Annotated in this window: 24 protein-coding genes and 2 pseudogenes; 5 read left to right on the forward strand and 21 right to left on the reverse strand. The window is 65.3% G+C overall.

The window, feature by feature from the left end:
• Window positions 1–123 precede the first annotated feature (123 nt).
• From W823_RS32300 to W823_RS32320, 5 genes and pseudogenes are all read right to left on the reverse strand, one after another.
• Window positions 124–984 (reverse strand): LLM class F420-dependent oxidoreductase, encoded by an 861-nt coding sequence (locus W823_RS32300; RefSeq protein ID WP_023954162.1) that lies wholly within the window; start codon window positions 982–984, stop codon window positions 124–126.
• 54 nt (window positions 985–1,038) lie between these two features.
• Entirely contained in the window at window positions 1,039–2,145 is a 1,107-nt protein-coding gene (locus W823_RS32305) for a prenyltransferase-like family protein (RefSeq protein ID WP_023954164.1), read from the reverse strand.
• 146 nt (window positions 2,146–2,291) lie between these two features.
• Window positions 2,292–3,016 (reverse strand): annotated as a pseudogene (locus tag W823_RS32310) (class I SAM-dependent methyltransferase); the annotation flags it as partial.
• Window positions 3,003–4,268 (reverse strand): glycosyltransferase family 4 protein, encoded by a 1,266-nt coding sequence (locus W823_RS32315; RefSeq protein ID WP_023954166.1) that lies wholly within the window; start codon window positions 4,266–4,268, stop codon window positions 3,003–3,005. The pseudogene W823_RS32310 and the gene W823_RS32315, both read right to left, overlap by 14 nt.
• 127 nt (window positions 4,269–4,395) lie before the next feature.
• A complete protein-coding gene (locus W823_RS32320) occupies window positions 4,396–6,111 on the reverse strand; it encodes an FAD-dependent oxidoreductase (protein ID WP_023954168.1) in 1,716 nt (571 codons plus the stop codon).
• A 324-nt stretch (window positions 6,112–6,435) separates the two neighbouring features.
• Here W823_RS32320 and W823_RS32325 point away from each other — a divergent pair, with 324 nt between their 5' ends.
• Window positions 6,436–7,215 (forward strand): acyl-[acyl-carrier-protein] thioesterase, encoded by a 780-nt coding sequence (locus tag W823_RS32325; protein WP_031331116.1) that lies wholly within the window; start codon window positions 6,436–6,438, stop codon window positions 7,213–7,215.
• A gap of 14 nt (window positions 7,216–7,229) precedes the next feature.
• Here W823_RS32325 and W823_RS32330 read toward each other — a convergent pair whose 3' ends face one another.
• From W823_RS32330 to W823_RS32345, 6 genes are all read right to left on the reverse strand, one after another.
• Complete coding sequence (locus W823_RS32330) at window positions 7,230–7,784, reverse strand: DUF3558 domain-containing protein (RefSeq protein WP_023954172.1); 555 nt, start codon at window positions 7,782–7,784, stop codon at window positions 7,230–7,232.
• Window positions 7,781–8,377, reverse strand: a complete 597-nt coding sequence (locus tag W823_RS0127470; RefSeq protein WP_235189336.1) for a DUF3558 domain-containing protein — start codon at window positions 8,375–8,377, stop codon at window positions 7,781–7,783. The genes W823_RS32330 and W823_RS0127470 overlap by 4 nt, the downstream gene beginning before the upstream one ends.
• Window positions 8,378–8,446: 69 nt before the next feature.
• On the reverse strand, window positions 8,447–8,815 hold the full coding sequence (locus tag W823_RS0127475; RefSeq protein WP_031331119.1) for an RNA-binding S4 domain-containing protein: 369 nt from the start codon (window positions 8,813–8,815) through the stop codon (window positions 8,447–8,449).
• A 10-nt stretch (window positions 8,816–8,825) separates the two neighbouring features.
• On the reverse strand, window positions 8,826–9,023 hold the full coding sequence (locus W823_RS32335) for a hypothetical protein (protein ID WP_023954174.1): 198 nt from the start codon (window positions 9,021–9,023) through the stop codon (window positions 8,826–8,828).
• Window positions 9,024–9,071: 48 nt separating this feature from the next.
• Complete coding sequence (locus tag W823_RS32340) at window positions 9,072–9,824, reverse strand: DUF4873 domain-containing protein (protein WP_152537950.1); 753 nt, start codon at window positions 9,822–9,824, stop codon at window positions 9,072–9,074.
• Complete coding sequence (locus W823_RS32345; protein ID WP_023954178.1) at window positions 9,821–10,708, reverse strand: diiron oxygenase; 888 nt, start codon at window positions 10,706–10,708, stop codon at window positions 9,821–9,823. The genes W823_RS32340 and W823_RS32345 overlap by 4 nt, the downstream gene beginning before the upstream one ends.
• A gap of 142 nt (window positions 10,709–10,850) precedes the next feature.
• Here W823_RS32345 and W823_RS32350 point away from each other — a divergent pair, with 142 nt between their 5' ends.
• Window positions 10,851–11,351, forward strand: coding sequence for a MarR family winged helix-turn-helix transcriptional regulator (locus tag W823_RS32350; RefSeq protein ID WP_023954180.1), 501 nt, complete (start codon window positions 10,851–10,853; stop codon window positions 11,349–11,351).
• A 53-nt stretch (window positions 11,352–11,404) separates the two neighbouring features.
• Here the strand turns inward: W823_RS32350 and W823_RS59450 are convergent, their stop codons facing one another.
• From W823_RS59450 to W823_RS57945, 9 genes and pseudogenes are all read right to left on the reverse strand, one after another.
• Window positions 11,405–11,647 (reverse strand): hypothetical protein, encoded by a 243-nt coding sequence (locus W823_RS59450; protein ID WP_369792566.1) that lies wholly within the window; start codon window positions 11,645–11,647, stop codon window positions 11,405–11,407.
• Window positions 11,551–12,426: a DUF222 domain-containing protein gene (locus W823_RS32355; protein ID WP_235189337.1), complete on the reverse strand. Its 876-nt coding sequence runs from the start codon at window positions 12,424–12,426 to the stop codon at window positions 11,551–11,553. The genes W823_RS59450 and W823_RS32355 overlap by 97 nt, the downstream gene beginning before the upstream one ends.
• Window positions 12,380–12,691 carry a hypothetical protein gene (locus W823_RS58555; RefSeq protein WP_235189338.1) on the reverse strand — a complete coding sequence of 104 codons (312 nt, stop codon included), beginning with the start codon at window positions 12,689–12,691 and terminating at the stop codon, window positions 12,380–12,382. Before W823_RS58555 ends, W823_RS32355 begins: the two co-directional genes overlap by 47 nt.
• A gap of 405 nt (window positions 12,692–13,096) precedes the next feature.
• Window positions 13,097–14,275 (reverse strand): acyl-CoA dehydrogenase family protein, encoded by a 1,179-nt coding sequence (locus tag W823_RS32360; protein WP_023954182.1) that lies wholly within the window; start codon window positions 14,273–14,275, stop codon window positions 13,097–13,099.
• 83 nt (window positions 14,276–14,358) lie between these two features.
• A complete protein-coding gene (locus tag W823_RS32365) occupies window positions 14,359–15,792 on the reverse strand; it encodes an aldehyde dehydrogenase family protein (protein ID WP_023954184.1) in 1,434 nt (477 codons plus the stop codon).
• Window positions 15,793–15,949: 157 nt separating this feature from the next.
• Window positions 15,950–16,819, reverse strand: coding sequence for a 3-hydroxyisobutyrate dehydrogenase (gene mmsB / locus W823_RS32370; RefSeq protein WP_023954186.1), 870 nt, complete (start codon window positions 16,817–16,819; stop codon window positions 15,950–15,952).
• On the reverse strand, window positions 16,816–17,967 hold the full coding sequence (locus tag W823_RS32375; protein ID WP_031331122.1) for an acyl-CoA dehydrogenase family protein: 1,152 nt from the start codon (window positions 17,965–17,967) through the stop codon (window positions 16,816–16,818). The genes mmsB and W823_RS32375 overlap by 4 nt, the downstream gene beginning before the upstream one ends.
• Window positions 17,968–17,990: 23 nt before the next feature.
• A pseudogene (locus W823_RS32380) lies at window positions 17,991–19,510 on the reverse strand (CoA-acylating methylmalonate-semialdehyde dehydrogenase).
• Between the two features lie 98 nt (window positions 19,511–19,608).
• Window positions 19,609–19,770 carry a DUF5302 domain-containing protein gene (locus tag W823_RS57945; protein ID WP_023954190.1) on the reverse strand — a complete coding sequence of 54 codons (162 nt, stop codon included), beginning with the start codon at window positions 19,768–19,770 and terminating at the stop codon, window positions 19,609–19,611.
• Window positions 19,771–20,022: 252 nt separating this feature from the next.
• On the opposite strand from W823_RS57945, the gene W823_RS32385 reads away from it, so the two are divergent.
• From W823_RS32385 to W823_RS32395, 3 genes are all read left to right on the forward strand, one after another.
• Complete coding sequence (locus W823_RS32385; protein WP_023954192.1) at window positions 20,023–20,481, forward strand: flavodoxin domain-containing protein; 459 nt, start codon at window positions 20,023–20,025, stop codon at window positions 20,479–20,481.
• Between the two features lie 71 nt (window positions 20,482–20,552).
• The gene (locus tag W823_RS32390; protein WP_023954194.1) at window positions 20,553–21,923 is read left to right on the forward strand and encodes an FAD-binding oxidoreductase; all 1,371 of its coding nucleotides are present in this window, start codon (window positions 20,553–20,555) and stop codon (window positions 21,921–21,923) included.
• 113 nt (window positions 21,924–22,036) lie between these two features.
• Window positions 22,037–22,705 (forward strand): hypothetical protein, encoded by a 669-nt coding sequence (locus W823_RS32395; RefSeq protein WP_152537951.1) that lies wholly within the window; start codon window positions 22,037–22,039, stop codon window positions 22,703–22,705.
• Window positions 22,706–22,813: 108 nt separating this feature from the next.
• Here the strand turns inward: W823_RS32395 and W823_RS32400 are convergent, their stop codons facing one another.
• The gene (locus W823_RS32400) at window positions 22,814–24,208 is read right to left on the reverse strand and encodes an NAD(P)/FAD-dependent oxidoreductase (protein WP_023954198.1); all 1,395 of its coding nucleotides are present in this window, start codon (window positions 24,206–24,208) and stop codon (window positions 22,814–22,816) included.
• Between the last annotated feature and the right edge of the window lie 8 nt (window positions 24,209–24,216).

Genomic DNA, 24,216 nt, shown 5'->3' on the forward strand with positions numbered 1-24,216 from the left:
TTTCGGCCCGATCGACGGACATTTCGGCCCGATCGACGGACATTTCGGCCCGGTCGACGGCCGTTACGGCCCGGTCGACGGCCGTTACGGCCCGGTCGACGGCCGTTACGGCCCGATCGGCGGTCATACCGTCGCCGGGCTCAGTCCCAGTTTCCCGGCCAGTTTGGTCAGGTAGGCGCCGGCACGTTCTTCGCTGTCGTCGGGCACTCCGTACAGAACAGTCGTGACGCCCAGTTCGCGCCACTTGTCCAGCTTCTCGGCCACTGGCTTGAAGTCGAGCACCACGATCTGCGGATCCCCCTCGCGACCGGCGTCGGCCCAGATCTGCTTGAGCAACACCACCGATGCCTCGATGTCCTGCTCGCCCGGCGTGGTGATCCAGCCACCCGCGCTCTTGGCGATCCACTTGAAGTTCTTCTCGTTGCCCGCGGCTCCGACAAGGACGGGCGGCGACGGCTGCTGGACGGTTTTCGGCCATGCCCAGCTGGGACCGAAGTTCACGAACTCCCCGGCGAACTCGGCTTCGTCCTGCGACCACAACGCGGTCATGGCTTCGATGTACTCACGCAGCATCGTGCGACGGCGCTTCGGCGGCACGTGGTGGTCGGAGAGTTCGTCGAGGTTCCATCCGAACCCGACACCGAGGGTGACCCGGCCACCCGACAGATGGTCCAGTGTCGCGATGATCTTGGCCAGGGTGATCGGGTCGGACTGGACGGGCAGCGCCACCGCGGTACCGAGCCGGATCCGGCTGGTCACCGCTGCCGCCCCACTGAGCGACACCCACGGGTCGAGGGTGCGCATGTAGCGGTCGTCGGGCAGCGACGAGTCGCCGGTCTGTGGGTGTGCGGCATCCCGCTTGGTGGGGATGTGACTGTGCTCCGGTACGAAGTACGCGTCGAAACCGGCGTTTTCCACCAAAGGTGCCAACGTGGCCGGAGCCAAGCCCCGGTCGCTGGTGAACTGGACGATCCCGAAGTCCATCGTGCCTCCTGCTGCAGCTCCAAACCGGTCATGGACCGGTGCCTGGACACCAGTCTAGGCAGACAGACAGTAACACGTTCTATATTTGGCCAACTTGTGCAGACCTGGGCCGTCCGCAAGCGGATCGGCGTCGCGGAAGATGCCGTTGGCAGGCGTCGTACGGCTCAGCGCGTCCACCGCCAGCACCACCGCCGCCGAGGTCCAGCAGCTTTTCTCCACCGGCCACCGCTTGCCGTCGGCGAACACCAGACCGGTCCAGTACGAGCCGTCCGGGTCTCGCAGATGCTGCATGTCCGAGAGCAAAGCGGTCGCGTCCGCGACGTCGCCGAGTGCATCAAGAGCCAAGACCAGCTCACAGGTCTCGGCGCCGGTCACCCACGGGCGATGATCGACACAACGGATGCCCAGGTCGGTGACAACGAAGTCGTCCCACCGCTGGGCGATCAGTTCCTGCCCGGCACGGCCGCGGACGGCACCGCCGAGCACCGGGTAGTACCAGTCCATCGAGTACTCGGACTTCGGGGCGAACAGTTCGGGGTGGCTCTGCAGCGCGTGTCCGAGTCTGGTCTGCGCGGCCTCCCACGCCTCGGCCGGCTGACCCAGCTCCTCGGCGATCGATACCGCGCATCCGAGTGCCTGGTGGATGCTCGAGTTCCCCGTGATGAGAGCTTCGTGATAGATCCCCGGGTACGTACCGGACGACTGATCGGGCAGTGGATATGTTGCGCCCCAATAGATCTGGCCATCGGGCGCCTGGAACTTGATCACCAGGTCGATGGCCGAGCACACCATCGGCCACATCTTCTGCAGGAACCGGTCATCACCGGTGATCAGGTAGTGATGCCACACCCCGACCGCCACGTAGGCGCAAAAGTTGCTGTCGGTGTTGTGGTCGGTCACCGTGCCCAGCACGGTGCGGATCGCCCACGACCCGTCCGCGCGCTGGGTACGCCGCGACCATTCGTACGCCGCCTCTGCCTCGGCGATCAAGCCGGTGGCGCTGAGCGCCATCGCCGACTCGATGTGATCCCAGGGGTCGGTCTGACCGCCCGGGAACCAGGGCATCGCGCCGGTGCTTTCCTGCATCGCCGCGATCGCCCGCCCGGTGGCCAGGCATTCTTCGGCGCTGATCAGGTCCGCGAGTTCAGGGATCGGCGTCATGCTCAGTCAGAGACGGAGACGGAGACGGAGCCGGAGGCGGAGCTCGACCCGTCATCGGAGACGGAGCCGGAGGCGGAGCTCGACCCGTCATCGGAGACGGAGCCGGAGGCGGAGCTCGACCCGTCATCGGAGCCGGAGCCGGACGCGGAGGTCGGAAGATCAGCCGGTTTGCGCAGGTAGATGATCACGCTCTTGCCGAAGACCGGGTTGAGCACCTGCTCGCCGACGCGGGTGAGCTTGGGCGCCGACATCATGTCCCACACCAAGAGCTTGTGGTAGGCCTTGACCAGCGGATGGTCGTTCTTCTCCACTCCCACAGCACATTTGAGCCACCAGTAGGGCGCGTGCAGCGCGTGGGCGTGACCGGTGCCGGTCACCTCCAGCCCCGCGGCACTGAGCTTTCCGGCCAGTTCCGACGCCTTGTAGATGCGCACGTGCCCACCCTCGTTGGCGTGGTATTCGTCCGAGAACGTCCAGCACACCTTCTCGGGCCAGTACCGCGGAACGGTCACGGCGGCCAGACCGCCGGGCGCCAGGATCCGGGCCATCTCGGAGATGCGTCGGTGTCGTCGGGGATGTGTTCGAGAATCTCCGACATGAGCACCACGTCGAACTCCCCGTCACCGAAGGGAAGCCGCAGCGCGTCACCGACCTCGGCGCGGGCCTTGGCCGAAGCCGGTACCTGCCCCTCGGCGATCATCGCGTCGAACATCTCGGCAACTTCGGACATGTCGCTCTCGGACTGATCGAATGCGATCACATCGGCGCCGCGCCGGAACATCTCGAACGAGTGCCGCCCCTGCCCCGCACCGATATCGATGGCCTTGGTGTTCGGTCCTACGCCCAGTCGATCAAAATCAACGGTTAGCAACGCTGCCTCCTCGAGCAAACTGATCGATCGCTTTTTGATAGTTCTCAGCCGTTTTCGCGGCGACCGCCGCCCAGCTGTAACGCTCTTCCACCCGTGCCCGGCCACCTTCGCCGAGGCGGGTGCGCAGCTCGGAGTCGTCGAGCAGTCTGCCCAGCGCCTCGGCCAGGGCACCTGAATCCATCGGCGGTACCAGCAGCGCCGCTTCTTCCTGCTCGCCCACCACTTCGGGGATCGCCCCGGCGCGGGTGGCGACCAGCGGCGTACCGCAGCTCATCGCCTCCACCGCCGGCAACGAGAAGCCCTCGTAAAGCGAAGGCACACAAGCCACTTCGGCCGATGCCAGGAGGTCGGCGAGCTCGTCATCGTCCAGGCCGGACACCACCTGCACGCTGTCGCGGATGGACAGCTGGTCGATCCGGGTGTCCGACGGACCGCCCTCGACCAACTTGGACACCAGGACCAGTTCGACCTGCCGTTCCGCCCGCACCTTCGCGACCGCCTCGAGAAGGTACGAGACCCCCTTGAGCGGCGCATCAGCACTGGCAACACAGACGATGCGCCCGGCGACCCGCTCCGGCGACGGCCGGAACTGTTCGGTGTTCACGCCCAGCGGGATGGTGGTGAGCCGGCCCTCCGGAATGGCGAAAGCCTTGCGGATGTCGACCTCGCTGCTGCGAGATACCGTGAGCAGCCGAGGAATTCGCCGTGCGACGCGGCCCTGCATCCGCAGGAATGAGTGCCAGCGGCGGGCCGTCAGCTTGCGCCACCCCTTGGCGGCTTTAACGGCGAGTTCGCGATCACGGGTGATCGGGTGGTGGATGGTCGCGACCACGGGCAGACCACTGCGTTCGATCTGCAGCAGGCCGTACCCCAAGCACTGGTTGTCGTGCACCACGTCAAAATCGTCGGTGCGGCGACGCAGGAGACGAGCCGCACGAAGACTGAACGTCAGCGGCTCGGGGAACCCCGCCGTCCACATCGTGAGCACCTCGAGCGCATCGATCCAGCTCTTGATCTCCCACGGCCATGGCGTCCGGAACGGATTCACGTCGTTGTAGAGGTCGAGGCTCGGCACCTTGGTCAGGGTGACGCCGGCAGCGACTGCCTCGTCGTCGAGATCGGGGTAGGGCTGCCCGGAGAAGACCTCGACCTGATGGCCCAGCAACGCGAGTTCTCGCGAAAGGTGGCGTACGTAGACGCCCTGTCCTCCGCAGTGTGGCTTACTCCGGTAAGACAGCAGTGCTATACGCATTGGGACCTTTCATACCGGGCCATTCTTGGCCGTAACGTTAGCTGCCCGGTACCTGCCTCGCTCACCGGCGAAAAAGGGGGCACACCGATGGCGTCGGTCCTCGGACCGCGCCGCATGACCGCGACCACTAGGCCCTTGCCGCCGATTCCATCGCCTCGATGGTGACGAACTTGATCCGGCGCCTTCCGGCTTCCTTGCCCGCGGTCCGTTCGGCAAGGTCGATCTTCTTCCACCCCGACCCGTCCACTCGGCCCGCGCCACGTTCGGCGATGAGATCCGGGATCTGCTCGCGCGACTTGGCCGGTTCGGAAAGTCTGCCCTCGGTGAAGTCGGCGATCACGGCCAGCGCCGTCTCCTGACCGCAGATCCGGTTCATGCCGATGCCACCGGTGGCACCTCGCTTAATCCAGCCGGCCACGTACACACCTTCCACGGGACTGCCGCCGCTCGAATCGAGCACGCGGCCCGACTCGTTCGGGACAACGCCCTGGGCTCCGTCGAACGGCAAGCCGTCCAGCGGCAGCCCGGTGTAGCCGATGGCACGCAACACCATGCCGGCCTTCAGGTCGAACTCTTCACCGGTCGGCGTGATCGCGACACGTCCCGATGCAGGCCTGGGCGATTGGCCGGCGTGATCGGCACTTTCGTCGGGCGAATTCACGAACTCATTGCGAACGCAACGGACGGTTTCGACGCCGTCCGACCCTTCGATGGCCACCGGTGAGACGAGGTATCGGAACACCACGCTCTTGTTGCCGTCGGTCAGGGTGCGCTGTGCGAACTCCTCGGCAATGCGCACCTTTGTTGCGATGGTCGAGTCGAGGGTGCCGGCGTCGCGGGCTTCCTGGCTCGCGGCATCCAGCACAAGCTCGTCGGGGTCGATGATGACGTCCACCCCGGGCATGTCCCCCATCGCGAGGAACTCGGAGTTCGTGTACGCGCCCTGTGCGATACCGCGCCTGCCCAGCAGCACGACCTCTCGAACGTTGCTGGAGCGCAACTTGTCCAGCGCGTGATCCGCGATGTCGGTCTTGGCCAGCCGGTCGGGGTCGTCGAGGAGGATCCGGGCGACGTCGAGCGCCACGTTGCCGTTGCCGACGATCACCGCGCGCTCGGCCGACAGGTCGAAGTCGCGGTCCGCGTGATCGGGGTGACCGTTGTACCAGGCCACGAAGTCGGTGGCGGCGATGGAGCCGGGCAGGTCTTCACCGTCGATACCGAGGTGCTTGTCCGTGGAGGCGCCGTGCGCGTAGATGACCGCTCCGTAGTGGTCCAGCAGCTCATCGTGATCGAGGTGCTTGCCCACCTCCACGTTGAGGTAGTACTCAAACGTGCGCTTGGCAGCAGTGGCCGCGAACGTCTTCTCCACACCCTTGGTGGACGGATGGTCTGGTGCCACACCCGCACGCACGAGCCCGTACGGCGTCGGCAGACGATCGAACATGTCCACCTTGATGGCGGAGTGCTTCACGAGTTCTTCGGCGGCGTAGAACGCGGCGGGCCCAGCACCCACGATCGCCACGTGGAGTTCCTTGCCTGCCGGCAATGGGGGCTTCTTGCGGGGTGCGACCAGACCACCCGATACGTCGTGGTCGGTGTAGTAGTCGGCATTGATCTGCAGGTAACGCTCTTGGCCCTCGTCGAGCGAGTCGTCGGGGAAGATCGCCTCCACCGGGCACTCATCGATGCAAGCACCGCAGTCGATGCAGGTGTCGGGATCGATGTACAACATTTCCGCGCTGGCGAACTCGGGTTCATCCGGTGTCGGATGAATACAGTTCACCGGGCAGACACTGATGCAACTGGCATCGTTGCAGCAAGGCTGCGTGATCACGTGCGCCATACGCCTTCAACCTCAGTACTCTCGGCGTTCCCCGAAAATGGAACGTGTTCCAATTTTTACTTGAATTTACCTCAGCCGCCAATACCCACCGAAGGCAAGCGTAGTTCTCTGCTCACAGGCGGCAACAATTCAGACCGCCGACTGAGACACTTTAGGACGTCAGTCCCATTGGCGGTAGTGCCAACCCCGCTCCAGATGAAGCAACCTATGCTGCCCATTTGGGATCGAGTCCTGCCCGAGGCTCATCCCGCAGCGGACATCGTCCCAACCGAAGGGAACCCGGTGAGCCCAGACAAATCGACCATCGATCCGACCGACGTCGCGATGAATCCGGCAGATCTACCGGAACTCAAGGAAGGCGCGAGCTACTTCGAGTCGAACTACCGGGTGCGAACCGGTGATGTCGACCAGGAGATGCGTCTACGCCTCGACGGCTTGAGCCGCTACCTGCAGGACATCGCGAACGACAACATCGAGGCCACGGCCTTTCACACCAGCGACCCCTACTGGATCGTGCGGCGCACCGTCATCGACGTGATCCGCCCGGTGTCGTGGCCGGGCAACGTGACGCTGCAGCGGTGGTGCGGCGCCCTGTCGACCCGGTGGACGAACATGCGCGTGCGGGTGACATCGGTCCACGAGACCAACCGTTTCAACCCCGAGCCCCGCGAGGACGGCCTGATCGAGACCGAGGCGTTCTGGATCAACGTCAACGACCAGGGCATGCCGACACGGCTGACCGACGAGGCCTTCGAGATGCTCAGCCAGACCACCGACGAGCACCGCCTGCGGTGGAAATCGATGAACACCGCGCCGGTGCCCGAGGCATCGGACAGCGACCGCGTACATGTCTTGCGCGCCACCGACTTCGACCCGTTCAAGCACCTGAACAACGCCGCCTACTGGGCGGCGGTCGAAGACGAGCTCCTCGACCACCCCGACCTGGTGGACGCCCCGCACCGGGCCGTCATCGAATACCTCCGGGCGATCACCCCGGCGGCCACGGTCACCATCCGGCGAGAGCGTGTCGGCGATCAGCTGCGCATGTGGCTGATCGTCGAGGATCAGGTGGCTGCGACGGTCACCGTCACCAAACGACCCTGAGTCGCGTTCAGGCGCTACTGCCCGCCGCCGAGAAGTAGTTCCATGAGCTTGGTCGGCGCGGCGCAGGGGTCGCCGCTCGGTGTGGAACTGCGGGGCTCGACCCACCAGGTGTAGACGCCGCGGTCGGGTGAACGGGCGGTGACGCCACACGCAGCCGGACGGGCCGGATTGCGCTGCGTGAATGCCGTGACGCTGGCGACCTTGATGTTCTCTGTGGTGTAACCGAACTCTTTTGCGGTCGATTTCTCGACTTCGATGTCGCCCCACTCGAACCAGTTGAAGGTGACGTCGGTGATCACCGGACCGGCCACCACCCAACGGCAGATCGCGCCGAAGAATCCGGGTTCGGCAATGGACCCGCCGACCGCCTTGCCGATGGCCTCCGGCGTCAGCATCTCGCACTCGTACATCAGGCCGTCGAACCGATCGGTGTCGACGTTGCCGTCGGACGTACCGTCGCCGCCACCGATCGAGGTGGCGTCACCGTCGACCGCGCGGGTGCACCCGGCCGACAACGCGACCACTGCGAGCAGAGCCAAGATCAAGGGGACAACCCTGCGCCGGGTCATGAGGCGTTCTCGATCGACTGGGCGGACAGCGTCTTCGCGGCGGCGCAGATGTCGTCGTCGGACGGGTTGCTCTGACCGTCGGCGGGCAGACCGTAGGAGATCGACCATTCGAAGAAGTCGGCCCCGAAAGCGATGCCGATCTCGCAGATGCCGCTACTCGATCCCATGAAGCCACTGTGACCGTCGATGGTGATGTCCTCGACCGAATCACGGGACAACTGGATGGTGGCGCGTTCGCGCCCGATGGGGCTGCCGCGGTACCAGTTGAAGGAGAATTGGGGTCCGAGTTGGTCTTGCGAGGTGACCCACTCGCACACCGACGGGTTGTTCACCGTGTTGGTGAGGCCGGCGACCTTGGTCACCCGTGCGACGTCCTCGGTGGTGACCCCCCCGCATTCACCGAAGAACGGCCCCTCGCCGGCCTTGCCGGGTGCGCTCTCGGTCTCCGTGGTGGGGCTGTCGTCGTTCGAACCGCCGTCGGAGCAACCGGTCAGCACGAGCATCGCGGCCGCGAGCAGGACCACCACGTAGCGCAGCGGAGCTCGTCCTCGTCTCAGACCGGTTCCGGTCGGCTTGCCACCCCTGGAGTCCACAGCTTGCAGTGTAGAGATGCCGCTGCCGATGTCGGCGTGTGTCTGCATGCCGCTTGTACCCATGCGACGTCAACGTCCGCGCAGTCGGTCGGTCTCTCGACGTTCCCGCTTGGTCGGTCTACCGGCTCCGCGGTCACGTAAGGGCAGTGCCGACAACAGTTCCTTGGGCGGTGGCGGGGGGCTGCGGTCGATCAGGCACTCGGCGGCCACCGACGGTCCGACACGTTTGGACACCACCCTGGTGACCTCGACGATGCGCTCACGTCCCGCTGCCCGAACCCGGACCTCGTCCCCGACGGCGACGTGTTGCGCGGGTTTGGCGGTGGTTCCGTTCACCCGGACATGCCCCGCCCGGCATGCGGATGCTGCCGCCGATCGTGTCTTGGTCAGCCGGACCGACCAGATCCAGCTGTCGACGCGGGTACTGGGCTCAGCCATGACGCCGGCCCTACTTGCGCAGCAGCGTCCAGGCCGCGCCGCCTCCCACGACAAGCCCCACGATGAGTGCGAGCCAGAAGTTCGTCAGCAGCCACAGGACGCCGAACACCACGATTGCCGGACTGAGTGCGAACACCACCAGTCCGGGATGGGCGGCGACCGTCTGCCTCACGGCGTTGCGTCTGGCTGGGTCGATCTCTCTGCCCATGGTTCCTCCTCGACCTCACACCCCGGCTTGACGCCCGTGCGTCCGAGTCTACGAGCCCACGCGGTGTTGCTCCGGCGAAGAGCCCAGGACCTCGACGTCGTCGAGTGCGTAGGGAGGTTGCCCGACACCGACGATGCGCACAGAGCCCCATGGCGTGATCTCGGTGAGGCGGGCCGGGACCCCGTCGCGTGTGTCGACGGAGACGAGGACGTCGCGGGCGCGGGCGTCCTTGAGCTCTCGGACTGATTCGCCGAATGCGATTCCGGCCCAGTGGTAATGGCCGTCGAGGGGGTCGAAATAGCCGCCCACCCGGATCCGACAGGCGACGGACTCGAGGTCGTACTCGATGACGGCAGCGCCGTCGTAGATGTCCTCGTCGTCGTGCGCCGACCGGTAGTCGTAGTCCGCGGGGTCGAAGCGCTTCAGCTTTCGGATCAGCTTGCGTCCGCCGCCGTGGTTGGCCGCGGCGTATCCGGCCCACGATCGGGCGATGGGTACCCGAACTCGCATCTCGACGGCCCCCGCAACGATCATCTCCTCGATTGCCGAGACGATATAGCCGGCCACCAGCCGTGCGGGTGCGGTTGCGTCGCCCGTGTAGAACACGTTGGGCCGCCAAGGATCTGCCACCCCCAGGAAGGTGCCTGCCGGGGCCGGCGTCGACGTCACCACCACGTCGGCAGGGTGATCACCGCCGGAGTCCGCGGCCACCTCGATCTCCAACGGCGACGCCCGCAGCAGATCACAGACGGCGACGAGTATGGGTCCGGCGCCGTCGAACCCCACCGTCAGCGCACTCATTCGAGAAATCCGGCCCGGCGCCACAGCCTGCGCGAGAACCTCGTCATGAGCCCGTTCTCCTCGAGGAACGCGGCCAGGCTCGAGAACCCGACGATCTGCATCTGCTGGAAGTTCGGATTGCTTCGGGCCGCGGCCGTCGCCTCTTGCCGGTCGAGGCCGGCTCGCGCGTACATCGCCGAGTTGGTGAACAGATATTTGAAACGCAGTGCGGCGAGACCATGCAGGTTGGCCGCCACGAATGTCTCCCAGCGGCTTCGCACGGCGCGACGACGGACCACCGCGTCACGGGCGAATCCGATGTGGCGGGATTCCTCGGTGACATGGATGCGCATCAGGCGCGACACCAGTGGCTGCAACTCGGGATCGTCGAGCATCTCGCGCTGCAAGGCGTCGAAGATCTCCTCTCCCACCAACGCCGCGACCCACAACAGCGACCCCCGCATCGCGAAGGGCAGCATCGTCATGATCAACCGCTCCCACCACAGCAATCCGTAGGGCCGGGCGCCGCTTCGTTCGATGGCGCGCCCGAACATCACCATGTGCCGGCATTCATCACCCATCTCGGTCAGCGCGTAGTGGGTCTGCGCCGACGCCGGATCTTCGGACAGGAGCCGTTGCAGCAGAGCCCGATTCAGAAGATTCTCGAACCAGATCCCGACCGAGAGGATGTTGGCCATCTCCTGCCGCGAGACCTCGATCCGCTGCTCCTCGGTGAGCCCGTTCCACAGTTCGGTGCCGTAGAGACTGCACACCCGCGGTGGGAGGAAGTACTTGGCCGGGTCGAGTGGGGCATCCCAATCCAGGTCGACGACCGGCGAATACGAGCGTTTGACCGAACCCGCCAGCAATCTGTTCGCGATGGCTTCTCGTGCTGGTGCTGACATCGAGCCTCCTAGCTCTCAGGTGTTTCCGACGCTAGGCCCCTGTCTCGAATGTGTCAATGATCACTGTGCCATGCACGGGCGGTAACGGCGCCACGGATACGGAGACGCGAAAACGCCCGCTCGACTGCTGTTGAATGGGGGCATGTCCAGCGACGTCAGACCCGACCCGATCGCCGAGGCCCGGAAGAACTGGGAGAACGCCGGCTGGGGTGATGTGGCCGGCGGTATGCAGGCGGTGACCTCGGTGATGCGGGTGCACCAGATCTTGCTGGCGAGGGTGGAATCGGTACTCAAGCCCTGGGAATTGAGCTTCTCGCGGTTCGAGCTCCTCCGGCTGCTGGCCTTCAGCCGTCGCGGTGCACTGCCCATCACCAAGGCGAGCGACCGGCTTCAGGTACACGTCACCTCGGTGACCCATGCGATCCGTCGCCTCGAGGAATCCGGACTCGTCAGGCGGGTGCCGCACCCCACCGACGGCCGCACCACTCTGGTCGAGATCACCGAATCAGGCCGCACGACAGTCGAAGAGGCGACCCTCGCCCTCAACCGAGAGGTCTTCGGCGACGTGGGGATGACCGAGGCGCAATCGGCGGCATTGGTCAAATCGATCAATGCCGTCCGAAAGCACTCGGGCGACATCTGAGCACCACTACTGCCACACCGTCCGCACGCGCAGTTCGCCGGACGGGCCTCACACTATGAAGATGTCAACTGTGCGTGCGCGGTCCTGAGAACGGCTCGGGTGCGCTGGGGGTAGCGGCCTGGGTCAGGCTGCGCGAGTGAGTGTTCGACGGTTGTAGGCCGGTAGCGGTTTTGCATCGGGTCGATGTCGGCGGGTGGGATCAGCCAGGGATGCCCGTCCGATCCGATGATGATGTCCCAATCGGTGTGGTGGACTGCGCGGTGGCAGGTGCGGCACAGCAGGCACCCGTTCTCCAGGGTTGTCGCGCCACCCTCGGCCCAGGGTTCGATGTGGTGGCGGTCGACCAGGATGCCGGCGCACCACATTTCACACAGCAGGTGTCGCGAATGATGATGGCTTTGCGCACCAAGCCGGTGAACAGCCGTTTGGGTGGGCTCAGATCGACAGGTACTTGCTGTCCATCGAGGGTGATCGAGGTGATGGTGGAGTCACAGGCGAGCAGGGCTGCGGTCGCTTCGGTGACCGGCCCCATCCACCGCAGTGACGCCTGATCGGGATGATCAGCCGGGACAGTGATCGCCACTTCCGTTCTGGGCGCCGACACGAGCGTTTGTCCGCCCCCTCCGCAATCCAACGATTGGTGCAGGGCGTCAGCGCGGCGTTGAGATGGTGTCCGGGCATCGTCGGAGCCATCGGGCTCAGGACGTGCCTTGGACCAGAAGTCCAAGGCTGAGAACATTTTCTCCCCGATCTGCCCATCAAGATTGAACCGCCCGATCAGACGGCCCTCGCTGACGACGTAGTCAAGGGTGTTCAGTGACGCATCTTCAGCGGGCGGTGGCCCACCGGTGTTGTTCGCAACCTTGCTGCCCAGCGTCCTCGCAACTTTCTCGATCTCTCCGGGCCGGGCGCCGGAGATCGCGTGACTCAACAGCTTTCGTTCATACTCTGCGGTTTGTTCGGCATCGACCGCGGTCTGTGACCGGTCACGGATGTGCCCGACACCTTTGACCACCGCATCCACATGCTCAGTCGAGAGAAATCCGTCGCGGAAGTAGCCAGCAGTGCGATCCAAACCCGGCAACTCGGTACCGATCCGTAGCCACCGCGACGCGACCGACGGCGCGGCGCGGCGCGCCGTTGGCCTGCAACAACTTCGACGTCGTGGATCCCGCGTGCTTTGCCAGACCCAGGCGGTCGATGGTCACCGCCGCTATCACCAACTGCGACTCCGCAGCATTGCGCAACGTGATCAGATCTCTGACCACGGCGATCAGGGCCGGCGGATCGTCCGGTATCACCGCACTGATCACACCGTCCACCATGTCAACAAGTCGCATACCGAACCCCCTCGGAGACAACACATATCGAATCAGTTGATCGGAGATACGCATGAGTCACGTAGTCGGAAACTTCCCCCCGGTCGACCAGCTGACTCCAGAGTATCCATTCGAACAAGTGTTCGCAAGTGCCTGCGCTGCCCAATTGTGCTGGTACACAGTATTTTAAGGCATGCATCGCCGCGCAAAAGGCCGCTGCACAGAGTATCAAGGGTCTGCGACACTTGCCGAAAGCCAGAGAAGACGCGTGCAGGGTGGCACATGAGCGCTTTAGAAGCAGGAGATCGCAGTCAAGAAGGGTCTATTGCTGCGTTCATCGGCGCGCGACATACCAACATCGACGTCACAAGAACCGTTCGACCAGCGTCCCGCGCCAGAGAGCCGTTGGATCTCCGGCGCCGGACGCTAGATCATCGAGCGCATCATGCCTTGGGGCTCACCGCCGAGCTGAGTGAGCGCAGATGCATGGAAGATCGAACCCGGCACGTGGATGGCATGGGCGAGTCCGGCGTGCGCATCACGAAAGAACCTCTGCATGGGGAACTTTCGGTGCAGAGCGCCGCCGCCCGACCGCGCGAAGATCTCGTCGACCGCCCGCACCGCCCGCCAGGCAGCAGCGGTTTGGGTGCGCCGCCCGATGGCCCGCTCGTCGAACGAGATCTCTTTGCCCGCCTCGGTTTTGTCGTAGAAGCGATCCACCGTCTCGAGCAGAGCGGCCCGGGACGCCGCGATCTCGGCGGCCGACTCGCCGATGGCATAGAGGACGTACGGATCCTCTTTGATCTTCTGGCCGGTGATGGCCACCCGATCCCGTTGCGCCGCAATATGACACGCCAGCGCACCCTCTGCGATACCGATCACCGCCGACGTGATGCCAAGAGGGAACATACAACTGAAGGGCATCAGATAGGTCGACTCGGTGCGACCGGCCGCCCGCGGCGCACTACCGTCCATCACGTCTGCCGAGTCGAGGGTCCGGTAGGTGGGGATGAAGGCGCCGTCGACCACCACGTCTTTAGAGCCGGTGCCACGCAGGCCCACCACATCCCACGAGTCGTCGATGATGGTGTAGTCGGCGCGGGGCAGGAAGACGTGCAGGATGGTCGGCGGCATCACCGGCCTGCCGTCTGCATCGCCCACGATCGCACCGAGGACGATCCAATCGCAGTGGTCGGTGCCGGACGAGAACGACCAACGGCCTTTGAGTACATACCCGCCGTCGACCGGCTTGGCCACACCCATCGGCGCATAGGGCGAGGCCACCCAGGTGTCGGGGTCGTCGCCCCAGATCTCTTCCTGCACCTTGGGGTCGGCGAACGCCAACTCCCACGGGTGCACTCCGACGATTCCGGACACCCAGCCCGCGGCCCCGTCCATGGCCGCGACGCCCATGACCGTCTCGGCGAACTCCCGGGGGTGGACAGCGAGCCCGCCGTGCTCGACCGGTTGCAGGAGCCGGATCACTCCCGACTCCCGCAACCGCTGCGCGGAGGAATCCGGCAGGCGCATCAACTCGTCGCCTTCGACACCCGCAGCGCGGATCTCCTCGGCATGTTCTTCGATCCGGTCGAGCACCTGACCCATGGCCACTCCATTCGCAAGAAAACTAGAACACGTTCTACTCTAGCGAACTCAAATGGCCGGACGAGGCGAAACGCTGTCCCGGGCTACGCGTTGTCCCCGAAGATCGACTTGACCTCCAGGAACTCCTCCATACCGAACTTGCCGAACTCGCGGCCGTTGCCCGACTGCTTGTAACCACCGAACGGTGAATCCATGGCCAGCGGGGCACCGTTGATGTGCACGGTTCCGGTACGCATCTTGCGGGCGACCTTGCGCGCGCGATCGGTGTCCGCGGACGAGACCATGCCGCCGAGCCCGTAGCTCGAGTCATTGGCGATACGGACTGCGTCGTCTTCGTCCTGGTACCCGATGAGGACCATCACGGGACCGAAGATCTCTTCGCGGGCGATGGTCATGTCGTTGGTGACATTCGCAAACACCGTCGGTTTCACGAAGTAGCCGACGTCGACGCCGTCCGGGCGGCCCGGACCACCGACGACCACGTCGGCGCCCTCGTCGACACCGGTTTCGATCAGCCGCTGGATCTTGTCGAACTGAGCTTGCGAGACCACCGGTCCGATCTGCGTGTTCTCGTCCGCGGGCGATCCGACAACGATCTTGGCCGCCGTCTCCTTGGCGATGCCAGCTGCCTCGTCCATCCGCCCGGCCGGAACGAGGATGCGTGATCCCGCGTTGCACGACTGGCCCGAGTTGACCACCATCGCCGCGACATCACGCGCCACGGAGTCGGCGAGCGCATCGTCGTCGAGGATGATGTTGGCGGACTTGCCACCGAGTTCCTGCGCCACGCGCTTGACCGTGGGAGCCGCATTCCTGGCCACCTCGATGCCCGCGCGAGTGGACCCGGTGAACGAGACCATGTCGACCTCCGGATGCGAGGACAACGCCACACCCACGGTCGGGCCGTCGCCGTTGACCAGGTTGAACACGCCCGGGGGCACGCCCGCCTCATCGAGGATCTCGGCGAACACCAGTCCGCTGAGCGGGGCGATCTCAGACGGCTTGAGCACCACGGTGCAGCCGGCGGCCAGAGCCGGGGCCACCTTGGCGCCGATCTGGTTCAGCGGCCAGTTCCAGGGGGTGATCAGTGCGCAGACGCCGACCGGTTCGCGGACCACCGTGGTGGAGTTGACCTTCTCCTCGAACTCGAAGTTCTTCAGTGCTTCCAGGCCGAACATGAGATGCCCCAGGCCTGCCGGCGCCTGCGCTCCCTGCGCGAGACTCACTGGAGCACCCATCTCGATGCTGACCGCTTCGGCGAGGTCGCCGAGGCGCCGCGAGTACACCTCGATGATCTTCTCCAACAACGAGATACGCTCTTCGCGGGTGGTCTCGGAGAACGTCTCGAACGCCTTGCGCGCCGCCGCGACAGCGTGTTCGACATCCTTCTCGTCGCCGAGGGCGATCGTCGCGACGACCTCTTCGGTCGCCGGGTTGATGACGTCGAGCGTCGAGGTGGACACCGGGTCCACCCACTGTCCGTCGATGTAGAACTTCTGCGTGTGGGTTGGTGCCATGGGGGTGCTCCTCGGGATCGTCGGCGGGCGTCCCTCCCATCATTCACGCATCAACCGATTCAGCGGGCAAAACGGCCGTACTAGCGTTCGGTCGGTCGACTTTTCCGCACCCGAAGGCCGTGTTTCAACGCAACGCCCTACGTCTCAGCGCAGAGTCTCAGCGCAGCGTCTCGATGATCGCGCTGAAGTCCTTACCCGCGTTGTCCTGCGCGAAGTCCGCGTACAGGGTGGCCGCATGCTCTCCGAGCGGGGCTGTCGCGCCGGTGGACTCCACCGCCGCCATCGCCAACCCCAGGTCTTTGTTCATCAGTGCGGTGGCGAATCCCGGCTTGAAGTCGTTGTTGGCCGGCGAGGTCGGCACCGGACCCGGAACCGGGCAGTTGGTGTGCACGGCCCAGCAGTTACCGGTGGCGCCGGTGATCACGTCGTACAACGCCTGCGCCTGCAACCCGAGCTTCTCGGCGAGCACAAAAGCCTCACCGATCGCGATCTGCTGCACGGCGAGCACCATGTTGTTGCAGACCTTTGCAGCCTGGCCGCTGCCGGGGTCACCGCAGTGGATGACCTTTCCGGCCATCGGCTCCAAAATGGTCTGTGCGGCGACGAACGCCTCTTCGGCGCCTCCGACCATGAAGGCGAGCGTCCCGGCGTCGGCACCCTTCACACCACCGGAGACCGGGGCGTCGATCTGCGCGAACCCGTGGTCGTCGGCGTGCTGGTGGATCTTGCGGGCGTCGTCGACCGAGATGGTGGAGCTGTCGATCAGCAGCGCACCGGTCTTGGCGCCGGGCAGGATCTGCTCGTAGCACTCGATGACGGCCTTGCCGTGCGGGAGCATGGTGATCACCACGTCGGCATCGGCAACCGCCTCGATGCCCCCCGCGAACACCTCCACACCGTTTTCCTTGGCAGCCACTGCAGCCTCGGGCGACGGATCGTATCCGTGCACGGTGTGCCCGGCCTTGACCAAGTTCTTTGCCATGGGTCCGCCCATGTGGCCCAGACCGAGGAACGCGATGGTGCTCATAGGTATTGCCCCTTTGTCGACTTGTCCGCCTCTGCGCGGCCGATCACAACCCGCATGATCTCGTTGGTGCCCTCCAGTATTCGGTTCACCCGGAGGTCTCGGACGATTTTCTCCAGACCGTACTCACGCAGGTATCCGTATCCACCGTGCAACTGCAGCGCCTGATCGGCGACGTCGAAGCACGTGTCGGTCACATACCGCTTGGCCATTGCGCACAGCTCGACCTTGTCGGGATGACCGGCGTCGAGCGCATCGGCGGCCCGCCACAGGATGAGGCGGGAGGTCTCCAACGACGTGGCCATGTCGGCAAGCGTGAACCGAATCGTCGGTTCGTCGATCAGCTTGCCGCCGAACGCTTCTCGATCGGACACGTAGGTGATGGCCTTGTTGTAGGCCGCCTGGGCACCACCGAGCGAACATGCGGCGATGTTGATCCGACCACCGTTGAGTCCGTTCATCGCGATGCCGAACCCCGTACCCTCCACGCCACCGAGGAGATTGGCCGCCGGTACCCGCGCGTCCTCCATGATGACCTGAGCGGTGGGCTGCGCGTTCCAGCCCATCTTCTGCTCGTTGGCGCCGAACGAGAGTCCAGGCGTATTCGCAGGAACGATGAACGTCGAGATCCCCTTGGGACCCTCCGCACCGGTACGGGCCATCACGATGTACACGTCAGAGACGCCGCCGCCGGAGATGAACTGCTTGACCCCGTTCAGCAGGTAGTCGTCGCCGTCGCGAACTGCCTTGGTACGCAGTGCCGCAGCGTCACTTCCGGCCGCGGGCTCGGTCAGACAATAGCTGGCGACGGCCTCCATCGAGGCCATCTTGACCGCCCATGTGGTGCGCTGATCGTCCGTGCCGTACGAGTCGACCATCCACGTACACATGTTGTGGATCGACAGAAAGGCCGCTGTGGTGGGATCGGCCTTCGCCAACTCCTCGAAGATCCGTACGCCGTCGATCCGCCGCAGACCGCTCCCGCCCACGTCTTCGCTTGTGTAGATGCCGGCCATACCGAGTTCGGCGGCCTCGCGAAGCTCCTCGACCGGGAAGTGCTTGCGCTCATCCCAGTCGAGGGCGTGTGGCTCGAGCCTCTTGCGCGCGAACGCCGAGGCAGTGTCGACGATGACCTTGTCATCGTCATCCATGTCGAAAGACACCGGCCGGTCTCTCAGTCCATGGTCGGGATGACGAACTCGGCGCCATCCTTGATGCCGGACGGCCACCGAGTCGTGATGGTCTTGACCTTGGTGTAGAACTGGATCGCCGCCGGCCCGTGCTGATTCAGATCGCCGAATCCGGAGCGCTTCCAGCCACCGAAGGTGTGGTAGGCCACCGGTACAGGGATGGGCACGTTCACGCCCACCATGCCGCACTGGACGCGGGCAGTGAAGTCGCGGGCCGCGTCCCCGTCCTGGGTGAAGATCGCGACGCCGTTGCCGTACTCGTGCTCAGACGGAAGGGCCAGGGCCTCTTCGTAATCCGCGGCACGGACGATGCAGACGACCGGTCCGAAGATCTCGTCGGTGTAGATCGTCTGATCTTTCTTGACGTGGTCGAAGAGGGTCGGCCCGATGAAGTAGCCCTCTTCCAGGCTCTGACCGTCGTAGGTCAGGTCGTCGGTGGCGCGCTCGCGACCGTCGATGACGAGTTCGGCACCGGCGTCCACACCCTGCTGGATGTAGTCCTTAACGCGCTCGAGCGCAGCCTTGCTGACGAGGGGGCCATAGTCGGCCTTGATGTCGAGGCTGTGACCGACGCGCAGCGCGTTGACCTTGTCGACCAGTTTCTCGCGCAGGCGGTTGGCGGTCGCCTCGCCCACGGGCACGGCCACCGAGATCGCCATGCAGCGCTCGCCGGCGCTGCCGTAACCGGCACCGATCAGGCGTCGGCGACCTGGTCGAGGTCGGCGTCCGGGAGGATGATCATGTGGTTCTTGGCGCCACCGAAACACTGTGCACGCTTACCGTTGGCGGCCGCGCTGGAGTAGATGTACTGCGCGATGTCGGAGCTGCCGACGAAACCGTAGGCCTGGACGTCGTCGTTGTTGAGCAGCGCGTCCACGGCTTCCTTGTCACCGTGGATGACCTGGAACACACCTGCGGGGAGTCCGGCCTCGAGGAACAGCTCGGCCAGGCGCACGGGCACCGACGGGTCGCGCTCGGACGGCTTGAGGATGAACGCGTTTCCGGTCGCCAGCGCGGGGCCGGCCTTCCACAGCGGGATCATGGCCGGGAAGTTGAACGGGGTGATACCTGCGACCACACCGAGCGGCTGACGCACCGAGTGCACGTCGATGCCGGTTCCGGCGCCTTCGGTGAACTCACCCTTCAGCAAGTGCGGGATGCCGATCGAGAACTCGATGACCTCGACGCCGCGCTGGATGTCGCCCTTGGCATCGGGAACGGTCTTGCCGTGCTCCTTGGAGAGCAACTCGGCGAGTTCGTCCATGTGCTCGTTTACGAGTGCGACGAACTTCATCATCACGCGAGCGCGACGCTGCGGGTTCCATGCTGCCCAGATCTTCTGCGCCTCGACGGCGCCGGCGACAGCAGCGTCGACCTCGGCTGTACTGGCCAGCGGAACGGTCGCCTGCACCTTGCCGGTGCTGGGATCCATCACATCTGCGGTGCGCCCGCTGGTACCGGCGAGCGGTGCGCCGTCCACGAAATGGTCGATTTGCCTGGTCATGGGGTCCTCACAAGTCATCTACTGCCGTGTTGTCCCCGTCACTATATACTAGGACTTCCTAGTAATGCGAGCCCCGGCAGCAGATGACCTGTTCGGAACTACCCGGTTTTGCGACGGAACTGATGCGGGCCGCCTTCAGGCCCGTGCTGGCCGGACGCCTTGGATGCCGAATCCTTGTGATCACCGGTGGGCAGATCGCGATTCTTTTTGCGCTCCAACGCTTCTCGGAACTTACGTTTGGTCTCTGAATCTTCGGCCATCGACTGCTCCTTTGCTTGAACATCGTCTCCCGGAGCGTATCGAGCCGAGTCGGCGATGTCAGGTGATTATCCCTGCGCAGACGCGGTCCCCGCGCCGTACCGACACGTAGGCCACCAGACGGCTCGATCCCCAGGCGGCACGGACTGTGCAGTTGACCCGTCGATCGCTAAAATCGCTGATCGGGCACCCGGCACCTACCGCAACATAGGGTACCCTCAGTTGCCGACGAGACCGGATGGAGAGAGAAGAAGATGTCTGTTGTGATCCTGTACGGCAGCGAGACCGGAACCGCCGAAGTGGTTTCCGATTCCATCTCCGACGTGCTGGCCGAGAACCATGACGTGTCGATGTACGACATGTCCGAGTTCGCCGTCGAAGACCTTTCCGCCGAGGACTTCTACGTGGTGGTCTGCTCGACCTACGGCGAGGGCGAACTGCCCACCGGAGCCGAGCCGTTCGCCGAGGCCCTCGACGACGAGAAGCCCGCCCTCGACGGTCTCCGCTTTGCCATGTTCGGCCTCGGCGACAGCGTCTACGACGACACCTACAACCGCGGCGGCGAGATCATGGCCGAAAAGCTCACCGAACTCGGCGCCACCCAGGTAGGCGAGCACGGGCGCCACGATGCGTCGTCGAAGGTGAGCGCCAAGGTGCAGGCGACCGAATGGGCACAGCAGATCTCCCCACTCATCTCTCCCGCGCTGCGCTGACGCACCCCGGGCGCCGGCACTGATCGGCGACTTCGCGGCACCTCCCGACAGCGACGATTACGCTGCGAAACATGTCGACGAAGACGGTGTTGGACGACCTGGTGACGGCCCTGCCCGCGGGGACGGTGATCACCGATCCGGACATCGTCGCGGGCTACCGACAGGACCGGGCGTTCGACCCCGACGCGGGTACCGCGATGGCGGTGGTCCGCGCGACGAGCACCGAGGACGTCGTCGCGACCGTGAGGTGGTGCGCCGCCAACTCCGTACCGGTGATCCCCCGCGGAGCCGGCACCGGCCTGTCCGGCGGAGCCACGGCCATCGACGGTGGCATCGTCCTGACCACCGAGAAGATGCGCGACATCACCGTCGATCCGGTCACCCGTACGGCGATCTGCCAGCCCGGACTGCTCAACGCCGAGGTCAAGGCCGCGGTCAAGGAACACGGACTCTGGTATCCGCCGGATCCGTCGTCGTTCGAGATCTGCTCTATCGGCGGGAACGCTGCAACCAACGCGGGCGGCCTGTGTTGTGTGAAGTACGGCGTCACGAGCGACTACGTCCTCGGCCTCGAAGTGGTGCTCGCCGATGGGCGCGCAGTGCGCCTCGGCGGACCGCGGCTCAAGGACAGCGCCGGGCTGTCGCTGACCAAACTGTTCGTCGGTAGCGAGGGCACCCTGGGCATCATCACCGAGGTGACCTTGCGGTTGTTGCCGCCACAGCCGCCGGCGTCGACCGTGGTGGGCACCTTCTCGTCGGTGCATGCCGCCTCCGAGGCTGTCCTCGCGATCACGTCGACCATCCGGCCCGCGATGCTCGAGTTCATGGACAAGGTCGCGATCAACGCCGTCGAAGACCAGCTGAAGATGGGCCTCGACCGCACCGCCGGTGCCCTGCTCGTCGCCCAGTCCGATGCGCCAGGCGCTGCCGGAGCCGCCGAGGTCGAGGTCATCGAGCAGGCATTCACCACCTGCGGCGCCACCGAGGTGTTCGCCACCACCGATTCCGACGAGGGCGAGGCGTTCACCGCTGCGCGGCGGTACGCCATCCCCGCCGTCGAGAAGATCGGTCCCCTGCTACTCGAGGATGTCGGGGTTCCGCTGCACAAGTTGCCGGATCTCATCGATGGCATCGAGGCCATCGCCGCCCACCGGCGGGTGCTGATCTCCGTCATCGCGCACGCCGGCGACGGCAACACGCACCCGCTGATCGTGCACGACCCCAACGATCCCGATGAGACCGAACGAGCCAATCTCGCGTTCGGGGAAATCATGGACCTGGCGATCAGACTGGGCGGCACGATCACCGGCGAACACGGTGTCGGACGCTTGAAGAAGGGCTGGCTGCCCGATCAGCTGGGCCCCGACGTCATCGAGCTGACGCAGCGGATCAAGAACGCGCTCGATCCCCTGGGCATTCTCAATCCCGGAACGATGCTGTAGTTCGCGAGTGGGAGTCGGCCCTGATGCCATTCGAGTGAATTCATGATCTTTCGCGGCCGATGAAGTCGCGGTAACTTCTTGTGCGTCCTGCTCGCCGCGCCAAGGAGAACCACGTGCTCGCGTCCCGCACCACTCGAATGACCACCACCGCACTTGCGACGAGCGCCCTGTTCCTGGGGCTTCTCTCCGCCTGCTCCGACGACTCGGGAGAAGCCGTACCGGCCAGTTCGCCGGCAATCACGTCCACCTCGGAGACGAGCGCGGAGCCGGCCGCTGGTGGCGAATGTGGGCGGAAGGCGCCGGCCGGGCCGGTCGGCGAGCCCGCCCCGGCCACCGACTACCAGACCGGCGAAGCCGCGTATGCCGTCGAACTGTCCGACGGAACCGAGAAATGCGTTGTGGTGCAGACCGATTCGGGTGGCGGCGAGTTCGCCACCGACAAGGAGATCGACATCCGGTTCGGAGACACGGCTGCCGGCCTCCTGCTCACTGTGGACGGCGAGAACACCGGCAACCTGCCGGCCACCGTCCCGCATCGGGTCAAGGACGCGTTCATGGGCTTGCAGGTCGACGGGGCCTACTTCGCCGACAGCATGCACACCGGCTGCGAGGTCACGATCACCGCTTTCGATGCCGAGATGATCGCCGGCGAATTCACCTGCGCCGAGATCGCGCTGTTCGACGGCGGACCGTTCAGTCTCGGCGGCACCCAGACAGCATCTCCCCCGCCCACGGACATCTCGCTGGAATCAGCGAACGGTTGGTTTGTGGTGCGCGCCTGAGCCGGCTCAGGAAACTTGCAGGCTTTGTGTCTGTCTGCAGGCGTTGCAGTGCCGGTATCCAGACGAAAAGCCTGCGCCTGCCTCACATTCCGCGCGCAGGTGCCCGGCCTACGACTCGGGCAAGGACTCCAGCAGGCGTAGCCACACTTCGCTGACCGTCGGGTACGACGGCACTGCATGCCACAACGTGTCGACCGGAACCCGGCCCACGATGGCGATCGTCGCCGCATGAACGAGTTCGTCGACTTCGGGACCGACAAAGGTGGCGCCGACGATGACACCGGCGGCTCTGTCGATCACCAGCCTCGCCTTGCCGTGGGCGTCGTCGCGGAGCAGCCCGAATCCGGCCACCGACTCGAAGGCGATCTCGGCGACCGTCACGTCGATCCCGTTGTCGGTCGCTTCGCGCTCGGTGAGACCCACGCTCGCGACCTGCGGGTCGGTGAAGATCACCTGCGGCACCGGAACTCCGTCGGGCAGGACCGGGTCGGGGCGCCCCTCGGCACGGGCGGCGATCAGCCGACCCACGTTGCGGGCCTGATACTTGCCCCAGTGGGTGAGCGCCGGGCCCTTGGACGCGTCGCCCACGAAGAAGAGCCACGACGCCTCGGCATCGACGTCGTCCAGCCCGATGCCGCTGCGGGCAGGGCGGCGCCCGGTCGCCACCAGGACTTCATCGGCGGTGATCTCGTCACCACCGGCGACCACCGTCGCCGGGTCACCGTGGATGCGGCCGATGCCGGTGTCCGCGGAGACCGGTCGGCGCACCTCGGTGATGTCGACGTGCTGACGCACATCGATGCCGGCGGCGGTCAGCGCCTCGGCCACCATCTCACCGGCGAAGGGTTCGGTCTTACCCAGCAACGATCCGCGCGAGAGCAAGGTGACCTTGCTGCCCAGCGCCGCCATCCATGTGGCGGCTTCGCAGGCCACCACACCGCCGCCGACCACGATCAAGGAGCCCGGGATCTCCCTGACCCCGGTGGCATCCCGGGACGTCCACGGCTGTGCGTCGGCGAAGAGGTCGGGGATCACGGCGGTGCTGCCGGTGGCCACGATCACCGCCAGGCGCGCACGCACGGTCTGACATTGGCCCCCGTTGTCGACGGTCACGGTGCGCTCACCGGAGATGACCCCGTGGCCCCGGAGGACGGCGATGTCGAGGCCGGTCGCCCACTTCTCCTGTCCCCCGTCCTCGTACTGGCTCACCCAGGTGTCGCGGCGACGCAGCAGTTCCTCGGGGTTGAGTTTCTCGCCGACCTTGATTCCGTCGAGGTTGAATGCCGCGGCATGTACTTCGATCGGGCGAAGCAGTGCCTTGCTCGGCATGCAGGCCCAGTAGGAGCACTCCCCGCCGAGCAGTTCGTGTTCGACGATGGCGGCGGTTCGGTCAGAACCGGCGGTCGCGTACTGAGCGGCGACCTCCCCTGCCGGGCCGCCTCCGATGACGATGACGTCGTACTCGGTGATCGAACTGTCTGTCTCCGCGGTCGATTCAGTCATCACCCCAC

The sequence above is a fragment of the Williamsia sp. D3 genome, assembly GCF_000506245.1.
In the GTDB taxonomy this organism is placed as follows: Bacteria; Actinomycetota; Actinomycetes; order Mycobacteriales; family Mycobacteriaceae; genus Williamsia; species Williamsia muralis.